This is a genomic window from Achromobacter sp. MFA1 R4 (genome assembly GCF_900156745.1).
Classification (GTDB): Bacteria; Pseudomonadota; Gammaproteobacteria; order Burkholderiales; family Burkholderiaceae_B; genus Achromobacter.
In genome coordinates, this window is the sequence record NZ_LT707065.1 from 315719 (window position 1) to 338785 (window position 23067).

At 66.2% G+C, this 23067-nt stretch carries 23 protein-coding genes; 9 read left to right on the top strand and 14 right to left on the bottom strand.

Going from position 1 to position 23067, the window contains the following annotated elements; translation table 11 throughout:
- Position 1: 1 nt before the first annotated feature.
- The 7 genes from BXA00_RS01350 to BXA00_RS01380 all read right to left on the bottom strand — a co-directional run bounded on the left by BXA00_RS01350 (position 2) and on the right by BXA00_RS01380 (position 6930).
- Positions 2-226: a DUF1653 domain-containing protein gene (locus tag BXA00_RS01350; RefSeq protein ID WP_076515574.1), complete on the bottom strand. Its 225-nt coding sequence runs from the start codon at positions 224-226 to the stop codon at positions 2-4.
- Positions 227-348: 122 nt separating this feature from the next.
- Positions 349-1692: a methyl-accepting chemotaxis protein gene (locus BXA00_RS01355; RefSeq protein ID WP_076515576.1), complete on the bottom strand. Its 1344-nt coding sequence runs from the start codon at positions 1690-1692 to the stop codon at positions 349-351.
- Positions 1693-1839: 147 nt separating this feature from the next.
- The gene (locus BXA00_RS01360) at positions 1840-2550 is read right to left on the bottom strand and encodes a glutathione S-transferase (protein ID WP_076515578.1); all 711 of its coding nucleotides are present in this window, start codon (positions 2548-2550) and stop codon (positions 1840-1842) included.
- Positions 2551-2634: 84 nt separating this feature from the next.
- A complete protein-coding gene (locus tag BXA00_RS01365; RefSeq protein ID WP_076515580.1) occupies positions 2635-4233 on the bottom strand; it encodes a GMC family oxidoreductase in 1599 nt (532 codons plus the stop codon).
- Positions 4234-4268: 35 nt separating this feature from the next.
- Positions 4269-5072 carry a shikimate dehydrogenase gene (locus BXA00_RS01370; RefSeq protein ID WP_076515582.1) on the bottom strand — a complete coding sequence of 268 codons (804 nt, stop codon included), beginning with the start codon at positions 5070-5072 and terminating at the stop codon, positions 4269-4271.
- A gap of 13 nt (positions 5073-5085) precedes the next feature.
- Complete coding sequence (locus BXA00_RS01375) at positions 5086-6072, bottom strand: transketolase family protein (RefSeq protein WP_076515584.1); 987 nt, start codon at positions 6070-6072, stop codon at positions 5086-5088.
- A complete protein-coding gene (locus tag BXA00_RS01380) occupies positions 6073-6930 on the bottom strand; it encodes a transketolase (RefSeq protein WP_076515586.1) in 858 nt (285 codons plus the stop codon).
- Between the two features lie 125 nt (positions 6931-7055).
- Here BXA00_RS01380 and BXA00_RS01385 point away from each other — a divergent pair, with 125 nt between their 5' ends.
- Both BXA00_RS01385 and BXA00_RS01390 read left to right on the top strand, forming a co-directional pair.
- Positions 7056-7760: a GntR family transcriptional regulator gene (locus tag BXA00_RS01385; RefSeq protein WP_076515588.1), complete on the top strand. Its 705-nt coding sequence runs from the start codon at positions 7056-7058 to the stop codon at positions 7758-7760.
- Positions 7761-7769: 9 nt separating this feature from the next.
- Positions 7770-8840 carry a glycerol dehydrogenase gene (locus tag BXA00_RS01390; RefSeq protein WP_076515590.1) on the top strand — a complete coding sequence of 357 codons (1071 nt, stop codon included), beginning with the start codon at positions 7770-7772 and terminating at the stop codon, positions 8838-8840.
- A 59-nt stretch (positions 8841-8899) separates the two neighbouring features.
- Here the strand turns inward: BXA00_RS01390 and BXA00_RS01395 are convergent, their stop codons facing one another.
- The 3 genes from BXA00_RS01395 to BXA00_RS01405 are packed head-to-tail and all read right to left on the bottom strand — an operon-like array spanning position 8900 to position 11566.
- On the bottom strand, positions 8900-9835 hold the full coding sequence (locus tag BXA00_RS01395) for a 3-keto-5-aminohexanoate cleavage protein (RefSeq protein ID WP_076515592.1): 936 nt from the start codon (positions 9833-9835) through the stop codon (positions 8900-8902).
- Positions 9828-10784, bottom strand: coding sequence for a 3-hydroxyacyl-CoA dehydrogenase (locus BXA00_RS01400; RefSeq protein ID WP_076515594.1), 957 nt, complete (start codon positions 10782-10784; stop codon positions 9828-9830). The genes BXA00_RS01395 and BXA00_RS01400 overlap by 8 nt, the downstream gene beginning before the upstream one ends.
- Positions 10784-11566 (bottom strand): SDR family oxidoreductase, encoded by a 783-nt coding sequence (locus tag BXA00_RS01405; RefSeq protein WP_076515596.1) that lies wholly within the window; start codon positions 11564-11566, stop codon positions 10784-10786. The genes BXA00_RS01400 and BXA00_RS01405 overlap by 1 nt, the downstream gene beginning before the upstream one ends.
- Positions 11567-11895: 329 nt before the next feature.
- Here BXA00_RS01405 and BXA00_RS01410 point away from each other — a divergent pair, with 329 nt between their 5' ends.
- The 6 genes from BXA00_RS01410 to BXA00_RS01435 all read left to right on the top strand — a co-directional run bounded on the left by BXA00_RS01410 (position 11896) and on the right by BXA00_RS01435 (position 18389).
- On the top strand, positions 11896-13095 hold the full coding sequence (locus BXA00_RS01410) for an ABC transporter substrate-binding protein (protein ID WP_076515598.1): 1200 nt from the start codon (positions 11896-11898) through the stop codon (positions 13093-13095).
- 134 nt (positions 13096-13229) lie between these two features.
- A complete protein-coding gene (locus BXA00_RS01415) occupies positions 13230-14096 on the top strand; it encodes a branched-chain amino acid ABC transporter permease (RefSeq protein ID WP_076515600.1) in 867 nt (288 codons plus the stop codon).
- Positions 14097-14119: 23 nt separating this feature from the next.
- Complete coding sequence (locus BXA00_RS01420) at positions 14120-15901, top strand: ATP-binding cassette domain-containing protein (protein ID WP_076521735.1); 1782 nt, start codon at positions 14120-14122, stop codon at positions 15899-15901.
- A complete protein-coding gene (locus tag BXA00_RS01425) occupies positions 15894-16598 on the top strand; it encodes an ABC transporter ATP-binding protein (RefSeq protein WP_076515602.1) in 705 nt (234 codons plus the stop codon). Before BXA00_RS01420 ends, BXA00_RS01425 begins: the two co-directional genes overlap by 8 nt.
- 19 nt (positions 16599-16617) lie before the next feature.
- The gene (locus tag BXA00_RS01430; protein ID WP_076515604.1) at positions 16618-17613 is read left to right on the top strand and encodes an NAD(P)H-quinone oxidoreductase; all 996 of its coding nucleotides are present in this window, start codon (positions 16618-16620) and stop codon (positions 17611-17613) included.
- Between the two features lie 8 nt (positions 17614-17621).
- Positions 17622-18389, top strand: coding sequence for an SDR family NAD(P)-dependent oxidoreductase (locus BXA00_RS01435; protein WP_076515606.1), 768 nt, complete (start codon positions 17622-17624; stop codon positions 18387-18389).
- A gap of 64 nt (positions 18390-18453) precedes the next feature.
- Here BXA00_RS01435 and BXA00_RS01440 read toward each other — a convergent pair whose 3' ends face one another.
- The gene (locus tag BXA00_RS01440) at positions 18454-19113 is read right to left on the bottom strand and encodes a thiopurine S-methyltransferase (protein ID WP_076515608.1); all 660 of its coding nucleotides are present in this window, start codon (positions 19111-19113) and stop codon (positions 18454-18456) included.
- Positions 19114-19300: 187 nt separating this feature from the next.
- On the opposite strand from BXA00_RS01440, the gene BXA00_RS01445 reads away from it, so the two are divergent.
- Positions 19301-20077 (top strand): hypothetical protein, encoded by a 777-nt coding sequence (locus BXA00_RS01445; RefSeq protein ID WP_076515610.1) that lies wholly within the window; start codon positions 19301-19303, stop codon positions 20075-20077.
- 78 nt (positions 20078-20155) lie between these two features.
- Here BXA00_RS01445 and BXA00_RS01450 read toward each other — a convergent pair whose 3' ends face one another.
- From BXA00_RS01450 to BXA00_RS01460, 3 genes are all read right to left on the bottom strand, one after another.
- The gene (locus BXA00_RS01450) at positions 20156-20914 is read right to left on the bottom strand and encodes a YoaK family protein (RefSeq protein ID WP_076521736.1); all 759 of its coding nucleotides are present in this window, start codon (positions 20912-20914) and stop codon (positions 20156-20158) included.
- Between the two features lie 84 nt (positions 20915-20998).
- Positions 20999-21721 (bottom strand): lysozyme inhibitor LprI family protein, encoded by a 723-nt coding sequence (locus BXA00_RS01455; protein WP_083714129.1) that lies wholly within the window; start codon positions 21719-21721, stop codon positions 20999-21001.
- On the bottom strand, positions 21718-22947 hold the full coding sequence (locus tag BXA00_RS01460; RefSeq protein ID WP_076515612.1) for an SMI1/KNR4 family protein: 1230 nt from the start codon (positions 22945-22947) through the stop codon (positions 21718-21720). Before BXA00_RS01460 ends, BXA00_RS01455 begins: the two co-directional genes overlap by 4 nt.
- Positions 22948-23067 lie beyond the last annotated feature (120 nt).

A 23067-nucleotide genomic window follows, 5' to 3' on the forward strand; every position in this document is an offset into this window, starting at 1 on the left:
CCTACTCCGCGGGATGCAGGGCGGCAAAGCGCGGCGAGCCATCGGCAAGCTGGCCGAAAAACAGCTCGGCCGGGCGCACCCACATACCGCGCGCGTGAGGCCACAGATGCTCGTACACCACCATGGATTCCTCGGTTTCGGAATGGCGGGCGGTGCCGATGTATCGGTACAGCCCGCCCTTGTAGTGGCGGTGCGAGGCAAGGGCGAGGGCTTCGGATTCGGTCATGACGTTTACGGCAGAGGGCATGGCCCGCGGCGCATTTCGCTGGCGCGGACGGGGTCGTTACGGACAATGCCGTCTTTATAGCGCACTCGCGCCACCGCGCTACGCAAGCCGGACGGCTTGGGCTAGGCGGCGCGCAACCGTTCGACCGCGTCGGCGCTCATCTGCGTGAGGTCTTCGGTGACGCCGCCCAGCCTGGCCGATTGCGCGAGCGACACCTCGACGACCTGACCCATGATTTCGGTCACGCGCCGCGACGACGACACGATGCTTTCCATCGTGTCGCCCGCGGACCGGACCTGCAACGCACCGCCTTCGATCTGCTCCACCGACGTGGTGATGAGGGCCTTGATCTCTTTGGCGGCCGCGGCGCTGTTCTGCGCGAGGCTGCGGACTTCGGCGGCCACGACCGCGAAACCCTTGCCGTGCTCGCCGGCGCGCGCGGCCTCGACGGCGGCATTCAGGGCAAGGATGTTGGTCTGGAACGCGACGCCGTCCATCACGCCGATGATGTCGGAAATGCGGCGCGAGCTTTCGGTGATGCCAGCCATGGTGCTCACGACGTCCCGCATGGTCTCGCCGCCCGTTTCCGCGATGTGGCTGGCGTCCTGGGCTAGGCTGTTGGCCTGCCGCGCACGCTCCGCGTTTTCGGTCAGGCCCTGGACCGCGACGCGCAGCGTCTGGGCGGCGGTAAAGCGCTTGGTGATGTCGGTGGCGAACTTCACGACCTTGAACGGCCGCCCCTGCGCATCGAGGATCGGGTTGTAGCTGGCTTCGATCCAGACCTGGCGTCCGCCCTTGCCCAGCCGCAGGTACTGGCCGGTGTCGTGTTCGCCGTTGCGCAGCCTGCGCCAGAACTCCTTGTAGGCCGCGCTTCGGGCTTCCTCGGGCGGCACGAACATGCTGTGGTGGCGCCCCAGCACTTCGTCGGCGCGGTAGCCCACCGCGTTCAGGAAGAGCTCGTTGGCGCGGATGATGGTGCCGTCGAGCTCGAACTCGATGATCGCCTGCACCTTGGAGATCGCGGCAAGCTGGCCTTCGGAATCGGCCTGGCGCTGCTGCTGCTCGGTGATGTCCGTGGCGTACTTGACCACTTTCACGGGCTGGCCGTGCGGGTCGAAGATCGGGTTGTAGGTCGCCTGCAGCCAGACGTCCGTTCCATTCTTGCGAATCCGCCGATAGCGGCCGGCATCATGCGCGCCCCGGGCCAGTCTCTGCCAGAAAGCCGCGTATTGCGCCGAACCGGATTCGCCGGGATCGACGAACATCCGGTGATGCCGGCCCTGGATCTCTTGGAGCGCATAGCCCATGGTGTCCAGGAAATTCTGGTTGGCCATCAGGATGTGGCCATTCAAATCGAACTCGATGACCGCCTGGGATCTGTCGATGGCGTCGATCTGTCCCAGCAGATCCCTCTGCCGCGAGGGTCGGTGTCCACGAATGAATCGGTCAAGCGTATGCCAAAGCATGGTGACCTCCAGGATTCAGTTTGCCGCGCGCCTGGTACACGTGTATCTAATGGAAACTATTTAATCCTAAAAATTTTTGAGCTTCAACCTCGTCGGGCCGAAATTTTTCACGGCGTTGTCGTCACGCACACCCGGGATAACCCGCAGCTACGCCGCGTCAAGCTCCCGATATTGCCGGAAGATGCCCTCTCCGAATGGCAGGCGCCGGCCGCTGGAAAAATAGGCCTGCAACGCCGGCAGCGCGGTCACGCGCTCGTGCAGCGCAAACACATTGGGGTAATGCGCTGCCACGGTGGCCATGCGCTTGGGAAATGCAAAAAGCAGCCCATCGACCAAGTGATACAGGGATAGATCGACGTAGGTCCACTTATTGCCGCCCGCCAGCCACGCCTGCGGCCCGTCAAGCAGGCGTTCGAAATAGCCCAGGAACTTGGGTATGCGCTCTTCGCGAAAGACGCGCGCCCGGCGGGCGGCTTCTTCCTTTTGGTCTTCGTAGTACTCGCTGGCGGAGATGGGGTGATGCGTGTCGTGCGCTTCGGCCACCATGTCGGCAATGGTGAGCTGCAGCTGGTTGACCCAGAGGCGCCCTTCCAGCGAATCGGGGGCAAGACCGTGCTTTTCGCCCAGGAAAAGCAGGATGTTGGCTGTTTGCCCCAGTGTCATCTTTCCGACCACGAGGTACGGCGGCGCGAAAGGGGGATGCTTGCGCGCGGACTGCATGTCGTCGATCAGCGCGCCTTCATCGGCGCCGGGGTCGCGCGCGCGCTCGCGGTACGGGATACCGCCCGCCTCGAGCGCAAGGCGCACGAACTCGCCGCGCCCGGGGATGCCATTCCAGTACCAAAGGTCGTAAGTCATACGGTCTCCTTTCAGTTGGCTCAGCCGAACCACCAGTCTGCAGCCAGCGTCCCGGGTTAGCAAGACGCGTGCCCGGCATGCGACCTACCCCTGCGCGGCGTCCTCCAGGATCATTTCGGCGCCGCGTTCGGCCACCATCATGACTGCGGCCTGCGTGTTGCCGGAGACCATCTTCGGCATCACCGACGCATCGACTACGCGCAGTCCGGCCAACCCGTTGACCCTCAGGCGCACGTCGGTGACGGCGGCGGCGTCAGTTCCCATGCGGCAGGTGCCGATGGGGTGATAGATGGTCTGCCCGTTGCGCCGCGCGAAATCCAGCCATTCGTCGTAGCTGTCCACGTCCGCGCCGGGGCTGACCTCGGCCTGCACGAACCGCTGCAGGGCGGGCTGCCCCACAATGCGCCGCGCCACCTGCATGCCGCCCACCAGGCTGTCGCGGTCCACTTGCGCGCAGAGGAAGTTGGGGCGGATGGCAGGGCCGGCCAGCGGGTCGGCTGATTTGATGTGGATGGACCCGACCGATTCCGGACGCAATTGCGCCACGCCGATGGTCATGCCGGGATGGCGGTCCAGGATGCGTTCGGCGGCATTGGCGTAGCTGGCGTGCACGAAGAAGAACTGCACGTCGGGCGTTGGCAGGTCCGGCGCGCTCTTGACGAAACCATGCACGAGCCCCGTGCCGAGCGTGAGAATGCCCTTGTGGTTCAGGTAGTAGCGGGCCACCTGCTGCGCCAGCCGCCATCCGCGCGACATCTCGTTCAGGGTCACCGTGTTCTTCACGCGCCAGTTCATGCGCGTGGCGAAATGATCGATATAGTTTTCGCCGACCTGCGGCTGCGCGTGCACCAGGGCGATGCCGAGCGACTTCAGCAAGGCCGGATTGCCGACGCCGGACAGTTCCAACAATTGCGGCGACTGCACCGCCCCCATGCACACGAGCGTTTCGCGGCGGGCGCGCACGGTGTGTTCCTGGCCGTCCTTGCGGTAGGCCACGCCGACGCAGCGTTTGCCCTCGAAGACCAAGCGCGTGACATGGGCGCCGCATTCGACGCTGAGATTGCTGCGTCCGGCGGCGGGCTTCAGGTAGCCGTCGACCACGCTCCAGCGCCGGCCGCGGTGCTGCAGCACCTGGTAGTAGCCCACGCCTTCCTGGTCGCCGCCGTTGTAATCCGGATTGAGCGGCTGGCCGTCTTCGCGCGCGGCCTGCAGGAAGGCATCCGACACGGGAAAGCGTTCGGCGACCTCCTCCAGGTACATCGGTCCGTCCTTGCCGCGGTTTTCGCCGCCCGGCGCGTAGTTTTCGATCTTGCGAAAGACGCGTTCGGCCACCTGGCTGCCCCAGCCAGACGCGCCCGCGGCTTCCCAGCCGTCGTAATCCTGCGGCTGGCCCCGGACGTAGATCATGCCGTTGATCAGCGTGGATCCGCCAAGCCCCTTGCCGCGCGGCACGGCAATGGTGCGGCCGTAGACGTTGTCTTCCGGCTGGGTCGCGAAGCGCCAGTTGTAGGTCGGATCGACCAGCAGCTTGGAAAAGCCCGCGGGAATCGGGATCCACATGCTGCGGGCCTCTTGTCCGGCCTCGAGCATCAGCACGCGGTACTTGCCGTCCGCGCTCAGGCGGTTGGCGAGGATGCAGCCGGCCGTACCGCCGCCCGCGATGATGAAATCGTAATCGCCCATCTTTGTCTACCGGTCTCGAATGTGGCTGCGCGGACTCAAGGGGCGGACGTCACGCCCAGCATTTCCACCATCAGTTCGATCTGGCACGCCAGCATCGGTGCGCCATAGTGAACCTTGCAGCCGCGCGCCTGCGCGGCCACGAGCAGCGCCGTGTCCCGGGGCTGCATGATGACTTCGCACACGAGTTGGTCGGGCGTCAGGCGGCTGGTGTCCAACGGCAGCGGATCGCCCTCCTTCATGCCCAGCGACGTGCCGTTCACGACCAGGTCATGGCCAGAGGGGTCGGCGTTGCCCACCGAGATCTGCGCGTCCGGATGCAACGACAGGATGCGCGCCTTGAGGTCTTCTGCCTTGGCGGGGGTGCGGTTGGCGATGGTCAGGCGCGAAACGCCGGCCTGCACGAGCGCGAAGCCGATCGCATTGGCCGCGCCGCCCGCGCCGGCGAGGTACACGCTCTTGCCTTCGGGCGCGACGCCGCAACTGCGCAGGCCGCGCACGAAGCCTTCGCCATCCAGCATGTGCGCCACCAAGCGTCCGTCCGCCTCGCGCCGCAGCACGTTGGCCGCGCCGATCTTGCGCGCGACGGGCGTGGCTTCGTCGGCAAGGTCCAGGATGGCGGTCTTGTGCGGCACCGTGACGATCACGCCGCCCAGGTTTTCCAGGCGGCGCAGGCCCTCGACCACGGCGGCGAGGTTTTCGGGCCGGGCGTGAAAGGGCACGCACACGCCGTCGAAGCCGATCTTGGCGAAGTGCTCGTTCATGCGCTGCGGCGTCTTCACGTGGTGGATGGGGTCGGCCAGGATGCCGAACAGGCGCGTGTTGCCGCTGATTTCCTTCATGAGCGTCTCCGTTTCAATGCTTGATGAATTCGCGCGCGACGTCGGCGATGCCCGCGGCGTCGAGCTTGTAGTGGGCGTACAGGGTCGTGGGCGGGGCGATGAGGCTGTATTCGTCATAGATGCCATGACGGCGCAGCCGCGTGCCCGTGCCCGCGTCGGCCAATACCTCGGCCACCGCCGAGCCGAGGCCGCCCAGCACATTGTGCTCTTCGACGGTCATCAGCAGGCGCGACTGGCGGGCGGCCTTCAGTACGGCGTCGCGGTCCAGCGGCTTGATGGTGGGCATGTCGATGACGCCCACGGACAGTCCCTCGGCGCGCAGCGCGTCGGCGGCGGCCAGTGCGCCATGCAGCGTGATGCCGCAGGCGATCAGGGTGAGGTCGCTGCCTTCCGCATGCACGATGGCGCGTCCGAATTCGAAGGGCGCGCCGTCCGCATAGACCTGCGGATCGCGGCCGCGTCCGATGCGGAAATAGATGGGCTCGGGCCAGTTCGCCGACGCCTTGATGGCGGACGCGAGTTGCGGCCCGTCTGCGGGCGACACCACGGTCAGTCCGGCCAGCGCGCGCATGGTGGAGATGTCTTCGGTGGCATGGTGCGAGGTGCCGTAAAACCCCAGGCTGATGCCGGTATGGTGGCCGATCAGGCGGACCGGCAAGCGGGTATAGGCGACGTCCATGCGGATCTGTTCGCAGCACAGCAGACCCAGGAAGGACGCGAACGTGGCGACAAAGGGCATCATGCCCGTGGTGGCCAGGCCGGCCGCGGCCGACACCATGTTCTGCTCGGAAATGCCGAACTGGACGTAGCGGTCGGGATAGGCCTGCGCGAAGCGGTTCAGGCCGTTGGAGTATTGCAGGTCGGCCGAACCCGCGACGACAGGATGGCCGGCTTTCACCAGTTCGATCAACGCGTCGGAAAGATACGACAGCCCGGGGTTCACCGCGTTGAGCGCGCGGTACTGCCAGGAATCGGGAGAGAGGACTTGTGCCTGTGCCATTCAGATCTCGCGGGAAAGGATTTCGTCGACGGCGCTCTGCGCATCTTGCGGCGCCAGGTAGCCCAGGTGCCAACCCGGTTCGGTTTCCATGTAGGACACGCCCTTGCCCTTGATCGTCCTGGCGATCACGCACGCCGGCCGGTCGCGCGCGTCGTCGGCCCGCAGCCGGCGCAGCAAGGCGGTCAGCGCCGACAGGTTGTGGCCGTCGACCTCGTGGACCTCCCAGCCGAACGCCCGCCACTTGTCCGGCAGGGATTCCACGCCCATCACGTCGTCCACCTTGCCATCGAGCTGATAGCCGTTGCGATCGACGATGGCGACAAGGCGCGACAGGCGGTTATGCGCGGCGAACAGCGCAGCCTCCCAGACCTGCCCTTCCTGCATTTCGCCGTCGCCCAGCATCACGAACACGTTGAAGTCGCGCCCGCTCATGCGCCCGCCCAGCGCCATGCCCACGCCATTGGACAAGGCGTGGCCGATGGAGCCGGAGCTGAAGTCCACGCCGGGCACCTTGGTCATGTCGGGGTGGTCGCCCAGCGGGCTGCCCAGCCGGGTGTAGCCGTCCAGCATGTCGCGGCCGATGAAGTCCAGGTCCGCCAGTACCGGGAACAAGCCGACGGCGGCGTGGCCCTTGCCCATGAGGAAGCGGTCGCGGTCGGGCCAATGGGGCTCGCCCCGGCGCAGGCGCATCACGTCGTAGTACAGCGCGGCGAAGATCTCCGCGCAGGAAAACACGGAACTGTAGTGGCCGACCTTTGCGATTTCGATGAGGCGGATGGTCTCCAGCCTGATATGGCGGGCCTTGTCCCGCAGCATCGCGATTTCCCCTGAAGTGGGGGCATCCTGACCCAAGCGCATGGCGTCTCCTCCTGTCGTATGGATATATGATATATAATATACTCACTGTGCGCGAATTGGCTACGCCGGGCTAGAATCCAACCTGGATTCACCCCGCATCCTCCATACAGCAAGCTAGAAACGCCATGCCCAGCCTCAAACCGGTCAAAAAAGAGAACCTTTCCGTCAGGGTCTATAACGAAATCCGCAATGCCCTGATCAATGGGCAGTACGAACCTGGCGAGCGCCTGATCATCGGGGAACTGGCGCAGGAAATGGGCGTGTCGATCACGCCCGTGCGCGAAGCCATTTTCCGGCTCATCAGCGAGCAGGGGCTGGAGATGCAGGCCGCCACCGCGGTGTACGTGCCCTACGTCAACTCCGAAAAACTGCGGGAAATCCAGCAGATCCGCTTTCACCTCGAAGGCATGGGCGCGGCCGAGGCCGCGCAGCACATCACGCGCAAGCAGCTCGACAACCTGATCGCCTTGCAGCGGGATTTCATCTCGTGCACGTCCACCGATCCCAAACGCGCCAGCTACCTGAACCGCAAGTTTCACTTTGCCATCCTGGAAGCCAGCAACAAGCCCATCCTGCGCAACACCGTGGAGTCGTTCTGGGTCATCACGGGCCCGATTCTCAAGGTGTTCCACATCAAGACGGCGGGGCTGGACTATTCGCTGGACGAACATCGGCACGAGGCCGTGATCGAGGCCCTGGAAGCGCGCGATTCGGAAGCCGCCCGCCAGGCCATCCAGGCCGACCTGGTGTGGGGCGGAAAGATCATGATCGACTGGCTGGTCGAACGCGAAAAAGAACTCGACTACCGCCCCCCCGGGGCCCGCAAATAGGGAGATGCCATGCTGAAGATTTTTGGAGCGCCCAGCCGCTATATCCAGGGCTCGGGCGCCCTGGACACGCTGGGACAATATGCGGCGTTGTTCGGGCGGCGCGCCGCCCTCGTCATCGACGGCTACGTCCATGGCGTGCTGGGTCCAAGAATCGAAGCATTGTGCGCGGCGCACGGCGTGGCGCTTTCGCCGCTGATCGTGGAAGGCGACCTGACGCCTGATGTCATCGAGGGCCTGCGCGCGCAGGCCGCGCCGGCGGGCATCGACATGGTCATCGCGGTCGGCGGCGGCAAGTCGCTCGATGCCGGCAAGGCGGTGGCCAAATCGTCGCATTGCCACCTGATCACCGTGCCCACCGTGGCGTCCAACGATGCCCCCACCAGCAAGAACTACGTGCTGTACGACGCGCATCACAACCTCCTGGCGGTCGAGCACATGCTGTTCAACCCCACGATCGTGCTGGTCGACACCGCCATCATTGCCACCGCGCCCGTGCATTTCTTCCGGGCCGGGCTGGGCGACGCCATTTCCAAGAAGTTCGAAGCCGAGCAATGCGCGCGCAATGGCGGCAAAAACATGTATGACGCGGCGCCGCTGGTCACGGCCCAGCTCATTGCCGACGGCTGCTTGCGGACGCTGCTTGCCGACGGCGCCGACGCGGTCGCCGTCGCGGGCACCGGGCAGCCCACGCCGGCGTTCGAGCGCGTGGTGGAAGCGATGATCCTCATGAGCGGTCTCGGATTTGAAAGCGGGGGCCTGTCCATTGCCCACGCGTTGACGCGCGGGCTGCCAAAGATCACCGGCGTGGCGACGGCCCTGCACGGCCTGCAGGTCGCCGTGGGCCTGCTGGTGCAATTGGACCTGGAGAACCGCGGCGACGGCATGCTGGCCGACCTGAAGCAGTGGTACGCCCAGGTGTGCTTGCCCGTTACGCTGCGCGAACTCGGTGCGCCCGCCGCGCCGCCGGACGCGGAACTGTCGCTGGCGGCAGACCTCAGCCTGAAGGCCCGCCATGCCGCGAACTTCGATCGCACGCTGGATGTGAACACGCTGGCCGACGCGCTGCGTCGCTACGCCTGACCTGCGGCAGCCGGCGGGGCCGGCCGGCTGCCCGGCGCGCCCCCACCCGGCGCGCGCTGTCAGAACGCCACGTTGTCCCTGCCCTTCAGGCCCAGCTTGGCCCGCGCCTCGTCCGGCGTGGCGATCTCCAGGTTGAGCGCTTCAAGGATGCCGCGGATGCGTTCCACCTGCATCCGATTGGATTCGGCCAGTTGTCCCGGACCGATCCAGAGCGAGTCCTCCAGCCCCACCCGCACGTTCGAGCCCATGGCCGCGCCGATGGTCGCCAGCGGCATCTGGTTGCGGCCCGCGCCCAGGATCGACCATTCGTAGTCGTCGCCAAAGAGGCGATCGGCGGTGCGCTTCATGTGCATCAGGTCTTCCGGATGCGGACCGATGCCGCCCAGGATGCCGAACACGGACTGGATGAAGGGCGGCGACTTGACCAGACCCCGGTCCACGAAGTGGGCCAGGTTGTAGAGATGGCTGATGTCGTAGCACTCGAACTCGAAGCGCGTGCCATTGGCGTTGCCCAGCGTCAGGATGGATTCGATGTCCTGGTAGGTGTTGCGAAAGATCAGCGAGCGGCTGTTTTCCAGGTGCTCGCGTTCCCAGTCATGCTTGAAGTCCTGGAAGCGGCCCAGCATGGGGAACAGGCCGAAGTTCATGGATCCCATGTTCAACGACGCCAGCTCCGGCTTGAACGTGGTGGCCGGCCGCATGCGTTCTTCGACCGTCATGTGGGGGCTGCCGCCCGTGGTGATGTTGATGATGGCGTCGGTCTCGCGCTTGATGCGTTCGAGGAAAGGCTGGAACAGCACCGGATCCTGCGAAGGCTTGCCCGTCTGGGGATCGCGCGCATGCAGGTGCAGCACCGCGGCCCCGGCCTGGGCCGCGCCGATGGCCGCCTCGGCGATCTCGTCGGCCGTGACCGGCAGGTGCGGCGACATGCTGGGCGTATGGATGGCGCCCGTCACGGCGCAGGTGATGACGACTTTCGGTTTGGGTTTAGCCATGGTTGTCTCCGTTGCTTTGTTTGTGACGCATCAGGCGCATCAGCATGTCGTCGCGCCAGAAGCGGCGCGCGGGCAGATCCTCGGCGGGCAGCAGGCTGCGCCGCTCGTCGGACAGGGTGTCGACCAGCGCCCCCTCCCAGGCCACGCATTCGCCTTGCGTGGCGCCGATGGACTGGTAGAGGTCGCCGTAGCGCTGGCAGTAGTCGGCAATGCCGCCCGGCGCATTGAGGTCTATGGTTTCAAACGGGCCCATGAAGGCCCAGCGCAAGCCCAGTCCGTCCTTGACGGTAGTGTCGATGTCCTCGGCGCTGGCGATGCCCTGGCTGGCAAGCCGGAAGGCCTCGTGCAGCAAGGCGCCCTGCAGGCGATTCAGGATGAAGCCTTCGATCTCTTGGCGGACCAGCACGGGCTTCTGACCGATGCTGGTCATGACCTCGCGCGCGCGCGCCAGCGCTTCGGGGCTGGTCCAGGGCGCCGGGCACAGCTCGACGACCGGGATCAGGTAAGGCGGATTGACCGGATGGGCCACGAGGCAGCGGTGCCTGCCCGCCAGATGTTCGGTGAACTGGCTGGCCGGAATGCTGGACGTGGAACTGCCGATGATGGCGTGGGGCTCGGCCAGGGCATCCAGTTCGGAAAAGAGCTGGCGCTTGGTCTGCACCTGTTCCGGGGAGTTTTCCTGGATGTAGTCGGCGCCCGCCAGGGCTTCCTGCAGGCTGGCTGCCGTCTGCACGCGGTCGACGATGGCGTCCGCGCCTGCCAGCAGGCCCTGCGTTTCCAGTTCCCGCAACTGTTGCAGGATCAGGGCGCGCGCCTCGGCCAGCATGGCGGCGTTGACGTCGTACAGCCGCACTTCCCAGCCCATGCGCGCAAAGACGATGGCCCAGCCCTGGCCGATCAGGCCGGTTCCGATGATGGCGGCGCGCCGCGCCGCGGTGGCGGCCTCCATCAGTAGAGCTTCTGCGTGAAGCCATCGACCACGATGGCCTGGCCCGTCACGCTGCGGGCGGCCTCGCTGGCGTTGAACAACACCATGTTGGCGATGTCGCGCGCGGTGACCATGCGCCCCAGCACGGCCTGGTTCTCGTACTGGGCCGCGATCTCTTGGACCGGGCGTCCCAACGTTTCGGCCTTGGCCGCGATGACGGCGCGGATGCGTGGCCCTTCGACGGCGCCCGGCAGGATGGCGTTGACGCGGATGCCGTAGCCGCCCAGCTCGATGGCCAGGGACTTCGTGAAGCCGATCACCGCCCACTTGGAAGCCGAATACACCGACCGTCCGGCGAACCCGAGATGGCCCGCGGCCGAGGACAGGTTGATCATCACGCCGGCCTTCGATTCCTTGAGCAGCGGGATGGCCTGGCGGGCGCACAGGAACTGGCCCGTGATGTTGACGGCGAGCGTGCGGTCCCAATCGGCCTTGGACAGGGTTTCGACGTAGCCGGTCGGGCCCGCGACGCCCGCGTTGTTGACCAGGATGTCCAGCCCGCCCAGCGCTTCCTTCACCCCGGCAAAGAGCTGTTCAACGCTGGCCTCGTCGGACACGTCCGCCCGCGCCACCTTCACGCCGGGCAGTTCGGCGGGCAAGGCGGCAAGACGCGCTTCATTGACGTCGCACACGAAAACGGCGGCGCCGGCGCGGTGAAAGACCTTGGCCATTTCCAGCCCCAACCCGTCCGCGCCTGCGGTGATCAGCACCTTCTTGCCGGTGAAATCAACTTCCTCGAACATGCTTTTGACTCCTAGGACTGTTCTGAAAAGCGCGATTCATCATATACGATATATGATAAAAACAGCTATTCTTGACTCCGTCATGCGGCGTTTTGAACCACCTTGGCACTACATCCGCGTGACGGAATTTTGTCTGAATATTTTTCGTAGATCGGCCGCTAAGGCTTTATTCATGCGGTTTCAGGGAATTCCCTGATTCGTCATACAGCGACCGACACTAGAATCAAAGGCGAGGGTTTTCGCCTCGCCGGCGCATATATCATATATACAAAAAGACGGACGGCACGTAGATTCAGTCCGCATTCCATACCAACAAAGGAGCGTAGACAGTGTTCAAGTTCAACAAAATTGTTTTGGCGCTGGGCGTGTGCGGCGCCCTGGCAAGCGGCACCGCAGCGGCCGACATGAAGGTGGGCGCCCTCTTCCCGTTCAGCGGCGCGCTTGCGCTGCTTGGCCAGGAAAGCTACCGCGGCCTGGAACTGGCCGTGAACGAAATCAACGCCGCAGGCGGCGTCAACGGCGAGAAGATCGAAATCGTCAAGGCCGACGCCGTGGATCCCACGCAGGCCGTGTCGGAGACCAAGCGCCTCATTTCCGCCAACGTGGTCGGCGTGTTCGGCAGCTACGCTTCGGGCATCTCGTATGCGGCCTCGCCCGTCACCGAGCTGGCCGGGGTGCCCTACTTCGAACTGGGCGCCACCGCCCACAAGATCACCACGCGCGGCTACCAGTACCTGTTCCGCAGCAACCCCAACACCGCGCTGTACGGCGTTTCCGTCGTGAATGCGCTCCACGAAACCATCGCTCCCGGCATGGGCCTGAATCCCAAGGACATCCGGATCGGCATCATCCACGAGGACGGCCCCTACGGCACCGACGTCGCGGCCACCGAAAAGAAGCGTGCGCAGGAACTGGGCTACAACGTGGTCGAAGTCCTGCCGTATTCGGCCAAGACGGTCGACCTGTCATCGCTGATCCTGCGGCTCAAGGGCGCGAAGGCCGACGTGGTGCTGCAGACGGCCTATCAGAACGACGCCATCCTCTTCTTCAGCCAGGCGCGCGCGGCGGGCTTCAAGCCCAAGGTCGTGATCGGGGCGGGCGGCGGCTACTCGCTGGCCGATACCGCCAAGGCCGTGGGCGCCGACATGAACGGGGTGTTCGACCTGGACTTCCCGCAGGCGTCCATCAATCCGGCCGGCGCCCCCGGCCTGGACAAGTTCCTGCAGGCCTACCGCAGCACCTACAAGAGCGATCCCCAGTCCGGCCACAGCCTGACCAACTACGTTGGCGCCAAGGCGTTCTTTGAAGCCATCGGCAACGCCAAGTCCACCGACAAGGACAAGATCCGCGCCGCGGTGCTGGCCTACAAGAAGCCCGCCGGCCAGACGGCCAACGGCTGGGGCTTCGACTTCGGCGAAGACGGGCAGAACAATGCGTCCACGTTCTACGTGATGCAGTGGCAGGACGGCAAGCTCGTCACCATCGGCCCGGAAAACCTCGCTCTCGGCAAGCCCATCTTCAAGAAATAGAGCGCAATGCCAGCGGCCGGACGCCCGGGCCTCGCGGCCCCGGGGCGCGTCCGGCCTTTCCCGGGGCTTGGGCGCCCCGTCCCTGGACGCTGCGGGACAGGGACGGAGCGCCTCCCGCACTTAAAGGTTGCACCATGGAATTATTCATTCAACTGGTCATCAATGGCCTGTTGCTGGGCGGCGCATACACCATCATCAGCCTGGGGTTGACGCTGATTTTCGGCGTCGTGCGCGTCGTGAACTTCGCGCATGGCGAATTCCTGATGATAGGCATGTACATGGTCTATCTGATCGCGGCGCAGTTCGGCGTCCATCCCTACGCGGGGCTGATCCCAGTGGCGGTCATCCTGTTCGCGCTGGGCGCGCTGACCCAGAAGGGCATCATCCAGCCGCTGCTGCATGCGGACCAGCACATCCAGATTTTCGCCACGGTGGGTGTGTCCACCATTCTCCTGAACCTCGCGCTGGTGATCTTCGGCGCCAACGTCTATCGCGCGCCGGTCGAACTGGGCACCAACGCCATCGACGTGGGCCCTTACTCGATGGTCACGGGCCAGCTCGTCACCTTCGTGATCGGCCTGACGCTGGCCGTGCTGCTGCACCTATTCATGCACCGCACCTACCTGGGCCGCGCGCTGCGCGCCGTGGCCCAGCACCGCTATGCGGCCACCCTGATGGGCGTGAACGTCAACAACGTCTACGCCATCGCCTTCGGCCTGGGCACGGCGTTCGTCGGCATCGCCGCGGGCCTGCTGGCCCCGCAGTACCCCGTGTTTCCCACGGTGGGCACCTACTTCGTGCTGACGGCCTTCGTGATTGTCGTGCTGGGCGGCCTGGGCAGCCTGTACGGCGCCGTCGCCGGCTCCATGATCATCGGCATCGTCGATACGCTGGCGGGCTTCTACATCGCGCCCGACCTGAAGGAGGTTGTCTATTTCGGGATCTTCCTCTTGATCCTTGTCCTGAAGCCGAACGGCCTGTTCGGCGTCGGTACCGAGTGACCCGGAACAACAAGGAGCAAGACGTGTTTCCCGACTTTCGACACCCCAAATCCTACGTCAGCCTCATCCTGCTGATCGTGATGTTCCTTGTGCCCGTCGTCATGGGCACCCCTTTCTGGACCAACCTCTTCGTCCTGCTGTTCGTGTTTTCCGCGCTGTCGGTCGCGTGGAACATCGTGGGGGGCTATGCGGGCCAGCTTTCCCTGGGACACGCCGTGTTCTACGGGATCGGCGGCTACACGGCCACCCTGCTGACGCAGAACTTCGGCATCTCGCCATGGATCGGCATGTTCGCCGGCGCCGCCATTTCCGCGGCGGTCGCCATCCTGATCAGCTATCCCACGCTGCGGCTGCGCGGCCCCTTCTTCGCGCTGGCGACCATCGCCATCCTCGAGGTGGTACGCCTGCTGGTCATCCACGAGGAAAGCTGGACCGGCGGATCGAGCGGCATCAGCCTGCCCTTGAACATCGGTTGGGCGTGGATCGTGTTCCGCGAAAAGATCAACTACGTGATCATTGCGTTTGGCCTCTTCGTGGTGGTGACCTGGGTCTCGTGGTACATCCGCAAGTCGCGCATCGGGCACTACCTGATCGCAATCCGCGAACGCGAGGACGCGGCGCTTGCGGTCGGCATCCACACCGTGCGGGTCAAGATCATCGCGGCCGTCGTCTCGGCCGTGCTGACCAGCATCATCGGCACCTTCCACATCACCTACCTGACCTTCGTCGACCCCAGCTCCGCGTTCTCGCTCGAATTGTCCATCCAGGTGGCGATGTTCGCGCTGATCGGCGGACTTGGCACCGTGTCCGGCCCCATCGCCGGGACCTTCCTGGTGCTGCCCATCGCGGAACTCGCGCGCGGCTGGCTCAGCAGCGTGGGCAACGGCATGCATGGCCTGATCTACGGCCTGATCCTGGTGGCCGTGGTGCTGACCATTCCGCGCGGGCTGGCCGGCGCGTTCGGTCCCTTCGTCGAGCGCCTGTTGGCCAGGCTGCCTTACCTGGGCACACCCCGCCCCAAGCTCAAGCTCGCCGACGAGATCCGCATCCGCAACGCGACCCGCACCGACCGGCCCGTGCTGAAGGCCGAAGGCCTGTTCAAGAGCTTTGGCGGCCTGCGCGCCACCAACGATGTGTCGCTGACGCTCAACCAGCACGAGATCCTGGGCATGATCGGGCCGAACGGCGCGGGCAAGACCACGGTGTTCAACCTGCTGTCGGGCTTCCTGTCGCCGGACAAGGGCGATATCTCGATGCTGGATGCCAAGGACAACTGGGTCGTTTGCCGGACGCCCGACGCCTTTGCGCACCAGGGGCTGGGGCGCACTTTCCAGATCGCCAAGCCGTTCACAGGCCTGACGGTGCTTGAGAACATCATGCTGGGCGCTTTCATCCACACGTCCGACCGGGACGAGGCCGAACAGATCGCGCTCAAGGTCGCCGAACAGACCGACCTGGTGAAGTACCTGAACACCGAGGCGCGCAGCCTCACCGTGGGCGGCATGAAGCGCCTGGAGGTGGCGCGCGCGCTGGCCATCAAGCCGCGCATCCTGCTGCTGGACGAGGTGATGGCGGGCCTGAACCCCACCGACATCGAAAAATCCATCCAGATGATCCGGCGCATCCGCGATTCGGGCGTATCGGTGCTGCTGATCGAACACATGATGCAGGCGACGATGGCGCTGTCGGATCGCATCATCGTCCTGAACGAAGGCGGCGTGCTGGTCAGCGGCGCCCCGAAGGACGTGGTCGAGAACCCCGCCGTCATCGAAGCCTATCTGGGCAAGGAGTTTCAAGATGCTTAAGGTGTCGAACCTGACCTCGGGCTATGGCAAGAGCCAGGTGCTCAACGGCCTGGATTTCGAGGTGAACGCGGGCGAGATCGTTACGCTGATCGGCGCCAATGGCGCGGGCAAGACGACCACGCTCAAGACGCTGTGCGGCGTGATCCCCGCCACGCAGGGCAAGGTGGAATTCGAAGGCCAGGACCTGACCAACCGCGAGCCCTACGACATCGTGGACGCCGGGATCACCATGATCCCCGAGGGCCGCCAGCTGTTTCCCCACTTCACCGTGCGCGACAACCTGCTGATGGGCTCGTACAAGCGCGCGGCGCGGCCCATCGTCGAGCGCAAGCTTGAAGAGGTGCTGCGCATCTTTCCGCGCGTCAAGGAGCGCATGAGCCAGTACGCCGGATCGCTGTCGGGCGGCGAACAGCAGATGGTGGCGATCGCGCGCGGCATGATGTCCGACCCCAAGCTGCTCGTGTTCGACGAGCCCTCGCTTGGCCTGTCGCCGCTGCTGGTGCAGCAGATGTTCGACATCATCCGCGACGTCACCGCGCATGGCGTCACGGTGCTGCTGGTCGAGCAGAACGTCTTTCGCACGCTGCGGCTGGCGGATCGCGGCTATGTGCTTGAAAACGGCGCCATCGTGCGCACGGGCACGGGCGAGGAGCTGCTCAGCGATCCCCATGTCAAGAAGGCCTACCTGGGCCACTGAATCCAAGGACCAACGTCTCATGTCTTTACGCTGCACATTCATCGACCATGGCAAGGGCGGCGCGCCCGACTGCATGCGCATTGCCGAGCGCGACATGGAAGCGCCCACGGGCCGCCAGGTGCTCATCGAGGTCGCCTACGCCGGCGTCAACCGCCCGGACGTGCTGCAACGGTCGGGCTCCTACCCCCCGCCGCCGGGCGCCTCGCCCTATCTGGGCCTGGAGGTGTCGGGCACCATCGTGGCTGCCGGCCCCGACGTGCAGGCCTGGAAGGTGGGCGACCAGGTCTGCGCGCTGACGCCGGGCGGCGGCTACGCCCAGTACTGCCTTGCCGACGAACGCCACTGCCTGCCGGTTCCGCACGGGATGGACCTGCTGACGGCCGCGGCGATTCCCGAGAACTATTTCACGGTGTGGACCAACGTGTTCGACCGCGCGCGCCTGGCCGCGGGCGAGAAATTCCTGGTCCACGGCGGCTCCAGCGGCATCGGCCTGACGGCCATTCAGCTGGCGCGCGCCTTTGGCGCAGAGGTCTGGACCACCGTCGGCAACGCGCAAAAGGCGGATGCCTGCCGCAAGGCCGGCGCGCACCACGCGGTGCTGTACCGCGACACGGACTTCGAATCCGCCGTGCGCGAGGGCACCGGCGGCGCGGGCGTCAACGTGATCCTGGACATGGTGGGCGGGGCCTACATCAACAGGAACCTGCGGCTGCTGGCCCTGAACGGCCGGCTGGTGCAGATCGCCTTCCTGGAGGGCAGCAAGGCCGAGATCGACGCATTGCCCATCATGACCAAGCGCCTGCAGTTCACCGGATCGACGCTGCGCCCGCGCTCCGACGAGGACAAGGGCGCCATCGCGCAATCGCTCGTGGAAAAGGTGCTGCCGCTCATGGCGCAGGGAAAGTGCCTGCCCCTGATCCACGAAGTCTTCCCGCTGGCCGAGGCTGCGCGCGCGCACGCGCTCATGGAAAGCAGCAGGCACATCGGCAAGATCATGCTGCAGGTGCGGCCATGAGTGCGGCCATGGGTGCGCGCTTTACGGACCAGACCGTCATCGTCACGGGCGCGGTGGGCGGTATCGGCGGGGCCATCGTCCAGGCCTTCCTGGCCGAGGGCGCCCGCGTCGGCCTCATCGATTTCAACGCGCAAGGCGGCCAGGCCGTTGAAAGCGCGCTGCGCAAACGCGGCCACGACGTGTGCTTCGTGCCCGCCGACGTCGCGCATTTCGACCAATGCCAGGCCGCCTACGAGCGCATCACGCAGCAACTGGGCGCCGCGACCGTCCTGGTGAACAACGTCGGCATCTCGCCCAAGACGAACGGCCGCGCGCTGAAGGTCTGGGAAATGCCGCCCGCCGAATGGAACAACGTCGTCTCGGTCAACCTGAACAGCGTGTTCTACATGACCCACCTGGCCACGCCGCACATGGTGCGGGCGCGGCAAGGGCGGGTGATCAACATGTCGTCGGTGGCGGGCAAGGCGTATTGCGACATCGTGGCCGCGCATTACGCCGCCACCAAGGCGGGGCTGATCGGGCTGACGCGCCATTGGGCCGCCGAACTCGGCGAACATCAGGTCACGGTGAACGCCCTGGCGCCCGGGCGGATCAGCACGCCCTTGCTGAAAAGCGTGCCGCAGGAGATCAATGACGCCGTGGCCGCCGTGACCGCGCTGCGGCGGCTGGGCACGCCCGAGGAAGTGGCCGACGCCTGCCTGTTCTTCGCATCGGATCAGGCCCGCTTCGTGACCGGCCAGGTCCTGGACGTGGCCGGCGGCTGGCTCATGACCTAGCAAAAAGGCCTGTCCGCGAAGCCCCCGCGGACGGGCCGATCTGCCGGCTTGCGCCGAGGACGCGTCAGTCCTGCACGCCGAGGCGGTAGACCACCGTATCCAGGCGGCTCACGCCGGCTGACTGGAACTTGGGCTCCTTGTCCAGGATGTCGCGGCGGTCGATGATGACGGCGGGCGACACATCCGCGAAGATCGCCTGCACTTCGCTGTCCACCACCGAAAACGGCGGGCCGGCCATTTCGTCCTGCGGGTAGTCCAGGGTGATCAGCAGGCCGCGATAGGACGGCGCCAACTGGCCGTAGACGTGGCGCACGTAATCCGCGCGCATGGCCAGCGGCAGCGCGACCAGCGCCGCGCGGTCGTACACGCCCACGCAATGCGACAGCACCTGGGCGTCCATCTTGAAGATGTCGCCGCAGACGATCTCGATATTGCCGGCCACGTAATGGGTGCCGTATGCGGAGTCGTGCGTGACGGGACGAAGCTCGTTTTCGGCGAAGAACTGTTCGACCGCGAGCTGCGACAGCTCGGCCCCCAGCACCTGATGGCCCTGCGCCGCCAGCCACACCATGTCCAGCGATTTGCCGCAAAGCGGGACCAGCACCTTGCCGCCCTTGGGCACGCCCAGCGTCGGCCAGTATTTCTGCAAGAGGGGCGTTACCCGCGACTGATGAAAATGCGTGCGCCCTTCGCGCCACCGTTCCAGCCAGAATTCTGCGTCCATGTCTTGTCTGCTCCTCCTATGAATGCCCGGCGCTCGAGCGTGGCCGAGGCCTGGGCCTGGGCCGGGTCGCATGACCGCGCGCCGATGCCACTGCGGGATTGTATGCCCGGGCCCGCCCCGGTGCTTTTGTGCGTGGCGGCGGGCTTCCGGTATCTTATGACCCCGCCTTTCACGCCCGCGACCCGCCATGCTACGCCGCACCCTCCTTCTGACCCTGGCCAGCCTGTCCGCCGCACCGCTGCGCGCCCTGGCCTCGCCCGGCCGCGACGCCATCATCCGCGAGGTGTTCGCGGCGCCGCGAGACAGCCTGCCGTACACCGCGCAGCACGCCGCGCTGATGCGGCTGCTGCGCGTGCAGTGGATGCCGGTCGAATCCGGCGCGCCCGCCATCGATTTTGAACAGCCGCTGCTGGGAGGCGGGGATACGCTTGCGGTCGTGCGCGGCGCCCTGGGAACGACGGACGACGCGCTGGCGGTGCGCAGGATGGCGCAAGTGTGCAGGCTGGTGCCGCGCTATGTGGGGTCGATCGGCAGGCTCGCGCCCGGCCGCTATGACGTGCCCGAGCCAATGCGCGCGGCCTTCGACTTTCCGGAAAGCGGCGTGGACAGCCAGGGCATGTTCGCGCTGCGTAAGGAACACCTGATTCTGCTGCGGGCCGCCGTGTGGCGCGAGGCCGACGGCCCGGCGCTGCAGGCCGTCCTGCGCGAAGGCGACCGCTTCTGGCCGATGCCTTATATCGACGGCAAACGGCCTTACGGCAACGCCAGCTTTTACCAGGTCGACATTGCTCGGCTGCTGGGCGAGCCCTATTCCCTGGACGCCGACGGCTACGCCATCACCGAGCCGGAGAAAGACGCCCGCCTGGCACGCCTGCATCACGAAACCCTGGCGGCGCTCCAGGTATTCCTGCGGCATTCCACCGCCGCCAAGCCCAGCCGGCAAAGCACGGCGAGAGCCGGCTAGGTGCGGCCGGCCAGGTGCGGCCGGCGAGGCGCGGCCGGCGAGGTGCGGCCGGCGAGGTGCGGCCGGCCAGGCGCCCGCCTATGCGCGATGCATGAAGTGCCGGATGTCGTCCGTGATCGGCACCGCGGCCAGCAGCATCAGCAGGAGCGCCAGCGGCCAGGTCGATCCGAAGCCGAAGTTGAAGAACGAATACGCGCCCGTCACCCCGCCCACGAAGAACAGCGTGACCATGAGGCTCAGCACGATGAGCTTGCCCCGGTCGGCCAGCACGCGCGGCATCGCCTCTGCGCCGCCTTTGGCGACGTTCCAGTAAAACAGCTTGCCCAGTTCGATGCCGATGTCGGTCACCATGCCCGTCACGTGCGTGGTGCGGATCTCGGACCGGGAGACCTTGGTGATCATCGCGTTCTGCAGGCCCATGATGTAGCACAGCAGCATCACCGTCCCCGGCACGTAGAACCAGCGCAGCGTCTCCAGGTTGGCGCCCAGCAGGCCGAAGACGAGCAGCAGCACGGCCTCCAGCAACAGGGGAAGCGCGTATTCGCTGGCAAGCCGGGACCTGCGCCCGAAGTTGATGAGAAAAGCCGAACTGGCCGCCCCCGCCATGAAGGACAGCAGCGCCCCCAGGCCCTGCAGCACGACGACGATTCCGCCGAGCGCCATGTGGTCGGCCATCATCGACACGATGCCGGACATGTGCGAGGTGTACTGCTGGACGGCCAGGAAGCCGCCGGCGTTGACGGCGCCGGCGGTGAAGGTCAGCAGGTAAGCGAGATGACGGTTGGCTTGCGGGCTGCGGCTGACGGCCGTCAGCCGGCGCAGATACGGGATGGTCACGCCGGTCCTTTCAATCAAGAACACATAACACATGCACGGCGGTGCGGTGCGAAACACATTCTAGACGGGGTGGACCCGGGTCGATCAAGGCCTGGAGACGGGAAAGTACACGCCGCCCAGGGCGCCGTTTAGCCCGCAATACGGCCGTCCCGCCGCGTCCTCGGCGCCGGCCGGCGCGCGTTCGGCCAGCGCCAGGCCCGCCCCCTTGCGGACCAGGGTCAAGGTCCAGCCTTCGGCGTCGATTGTTTCGACCACCAGCGCGCCGCCCTTGACGGCGCCCACGCCCCGGACATCGCACACCCAGCGCCCGTTTTCCGGGTGCGCCGCGGAGCCGTCGAATGACAAGCGGCCGTCGGGCTGCTTGCGGATCGAGATGCCGCCCGCGAGATTCTCCCAATCCCCTTCGAAGCCCTGGCGCCGCTTGAACACCAGGGAGGCGAGGAAGTCGTCGCGGTACTTCAGCCGGTCGGCCAGTTCCTTTTGCGGCGTGCCGTTGCCGGGGGGAGACGCATAGGCCTCGTCCCGGACCTGCACGAACCAGCGCTGGTCTTCGGTGAGCGCCTTGGCGGTCGCCGCATCGAAGGATTTACGCGCCTTGCCGAAGCGGTTCCCGATGCTGGCGTCCTGGTCGGCCAACGCGCCGTCCGCGCAGATCGCCTTTTCGACCGGGCTCCGGGCCTTCGCGCAATCGAACGAGGGCCGGCCGGCCGCCCAGGCCGCGGGACTGCCCAGCCCAATGCCCAGCCCCAAGCACAGCCCAACGCACAGCGCAAAGCACAGGGCCGGCGCGCGCACCAGGCGATTCATAGCGAAAACTCCCGCAGGTTCGCAACCCGCGCAGCCAGGCCGTCCGCACCCAGATAGTGGCCCAGGTTGCCGGCGCGCACGCGCTTGAGGTCTTCCTGGTAGCGGGTGGCCATGGCGTCGCGCGCCTGGGCGTAAGCGTCGGCGATGCCTGCGCCGCAGGCCCGCGCCACGAGGCGCGCGGCGTCGGGCGAGCCGCAGGCCACGCAACGCGCCACGCCCAGGGCATCGGCCACGGCGCCGCGCGCCAGCAGCCCGGCCACCAGTTCCGTGGGCGGCTCACGATCGAAGCGGTGGATGGCGGTGGCGCTGACCGGCGCTCCCGCGTCCAGCAGCGCCTGCGCCGCGCCGAAGGCATGCTGCGACAGGGCGACGTCCACCGGCTGGGCGCTGCCGTGCAACGGCGCATGGAAACTGACACCCTGCTCCGCCAGGCGCCGCACGAGGCCGGCGTCGTCATGCGCCAGGGCATGCCGCAAGGCCAGCGCGGCAAGGCCAGGCTTGTCGGCCAGCGTGCCGGCTTCGAGCGGGGTGCGCCAGTCCACCCGCGCCCGCCGGTAGAAGGCGGCCACGCGGTCGGCCAGCGGCTGGGGCATGCCATGCGCCGACACGCGTTCGTCCAGGTATTCCAGCACGCGCACGCCGGTGCTGTCCTCGTCTTGCTCGGGGTCCGCTTCCAGGCACAACGCGGCAAAGGCGCCGTACAGGTCCGTGGCGATGGTCGCGATGCTGTCCTGCTGCAGGGCATGCGTCCAGCCCGGCAGGCCCTGCTTCCAGGCGACCACGCTGCCCGCGCGCGGCCCCGGCTCGACGACGACGTAGATGCGGTCGCAGTATTCGAAGCCGCCGATCGGCAGATAGCGCAGCTTGCCGTTCCAGGCCGCGCCGTCCTGTTCGGCGGCGTCTTGCGCGCATTCCTGCTCGTGCTCGATCCAGCCGCGCAGATCGCGGTAGTGCTGGCTGCCGTCGTAGAACAGCTCGGACCAGCTCAAGGCCTCTTCGTTTCCGTCCATCTGCGTCCGCAGGTCATACGCCAGCTCGCCCCCCGCGGTAAGCCGCCACAGGTCGAGCAGCGCTTGCGGGAGCGGCCCCTCGCACATGGCCTGGATCTCGGCGATGCGGGCATCGGCCAGGGGCGGTTGGACGTCGATCAGCACGCGGTCGGCAAAAACCGCGATGCCGTGCTCGCGCAGGGCCAGCAGTTCACCGGCGGTAAAAAACTCACTCATGTTGGCGCTTCAAGAATGGAACTGGTGCGATTTTACTAGCGGGTGGTGAAGCATCACCGCCCTAAGATGGCCGACCGCGGTTGGCGTACAGAGTTTGTCCTTGGCCTTCCACATGAGCAT

What these genes read in the sequence shown, in the direction of transcription:
- BXA00_RS01350 (WP_076515574.1), bottom strand. Translation starts at nt 226, where the DNA reads ATGACCGAATCCGAAGCCCTCGCCCTTGCCTCGCACCGCCACTACAAG.
- BXA00_RS01355 (WP_076515576.1), bottom strand. Translation starts at nt 1,692, where the DNA reads ATGCTTTGGCATACGCTTGACCGATTCATTCGTGGACACCGACCCTCG.
- BXA00_RS01360 (WP_076515578.1), bottom strand. Translation starts at nt 2,550, where the DNA reads ATGACTTACGACCTTTGGTACTGGAATGGCATCCCCGGGCGCGGCGAG.
- BXA00_RS01365 (WP_076515580.1), bottom strand. Translation starts at nt 4,233, where the DNA reads ATGGGCGATTACGATTTCATCATCGCGGGCGGCGGTACGGCCGGCTGC.
- BXA00_RS01370 (WP_076515582.1), bottom strand. Translation starts at nt 5,072, where the DNA reads ATGAAGGAAATCAGCGGCAACACGCGCCTGTTCGGCATCCTGGCCGAC.
- BXA00_RS01375 (WP_076515584.1), bottom strand. Translation starts at nt 6,072, where the DNA reads ATGGCACAGGCACAAGTCCTCTCTCCCGATTCCTGGCAGTACCGCGCG.
- BXA00_RS01380 (WP_076515586.1), bottom strand. Translation starts at nt 6,930, where the DNA reads ATGCGCTTGGGTCAGGATGCCCCCACTTCAGGGGAAATCGCGATGCTG.
- BXA00_RS01385 (WP_076515588.1), top strand. Translation starts at nt 7,056, where the DNA reads ATGCCCAGCCTCAAACCGGTCAAAAAAGAGAACCTTTCCGTCAGGGTC.
- BXA00_RS01390 (WP_076515590.1), top strand. Translation starts at nt 7,770, where the DNA reads ATGCTGAAGATTTTTGGAGCGCCCAGCCGCTATATCCAGGGCTCGGGC.
- BXA00_RS01395 (WP_076515592.1), bottom strand. Translation starts at nt 9,835, where the DNA reads ATGGCTAAACCCAAACCGAAAGTCGTCATCACCTGCGCCGTGACGGGC.
- BXA00_RS01400 (WP_076515594.1), bottom strand. Translation starts at nt 10,784, where the DNA reads ATGGAGGCCGCCACCGCGGCGCGGCGCGCCGCCATCATCGGAACCGGC.
- BXA00_RS01405 (WP_076515596.1), bottom strand. Translation starts at nt 11,566, where the DNA reads ATGTTCGAGGAAGTTGATTTCACCGGCAAGAAGGTGCTGATCACCGCA.
- BXA00_RS01415 (WP_076515600.1), top strand. Translation starts at nt 13,230, where the DNA reads ATGGAATTATTCATTCAACTGGTCATCAATGGCCTGTTGCTGGGCGGC.
- BXA00_RS01425 (WP_076515602.1), top strand. Translation starts at nt 15,894, where the DNA reads ATGCTTAAGGTGTCGAACCTGACCTCGGGCTATGGCAAGAGCCAGGTG.
- BXA00_RS01430 (WP_076515604.1), top strand. Translation starts at nt 16,618, where the DNA reads ATGTCTTTACGCTGCACATTCATCGACCATGGCAAGGGCGGCGCGCCC.
- BXA00_RS01435 (WP_076515606.1), top strand. Translation starts at nt 17,622, where the DNA reads ATGGGTGCGCGCTTTACGGACCAGACCGTCATCGTCACGGGCGCGGTG.
- BXA00_RS01440 (WP_076515608.1), bottom strand. Translation starts at nt 19,113, where the DNA reads ATGGACGCAGAATTCTGGCTGGAACGGTGGCGCGAAGGGCGCACGCAT.
- BXA00_RS01445 (WP_076515610.1), top strand. Translation starts at nt 19,301, where the DNA reads ATGCTACGCCGCACCCTCCTTCTGACCCTGGCCAGCCTGTCCGCCGCA.
- BXA00_RS01455 (WP_083714129.1), bottom strand. Translation starts at nt 21,721, where the DNA reads ATGAATCGCCTGGTGCGCGCGCCGGCCCTGTGCTTTGCGCTGTGCGTT.
- BXA00_RS01460 (WP_076515612.1), bottom strand. Translation starts at nt 22,947, where the DNA reads ATGAGTGAGTTTTTTACCGCCGGTGAACTGCTGGCCCTGCGCGAGCAC.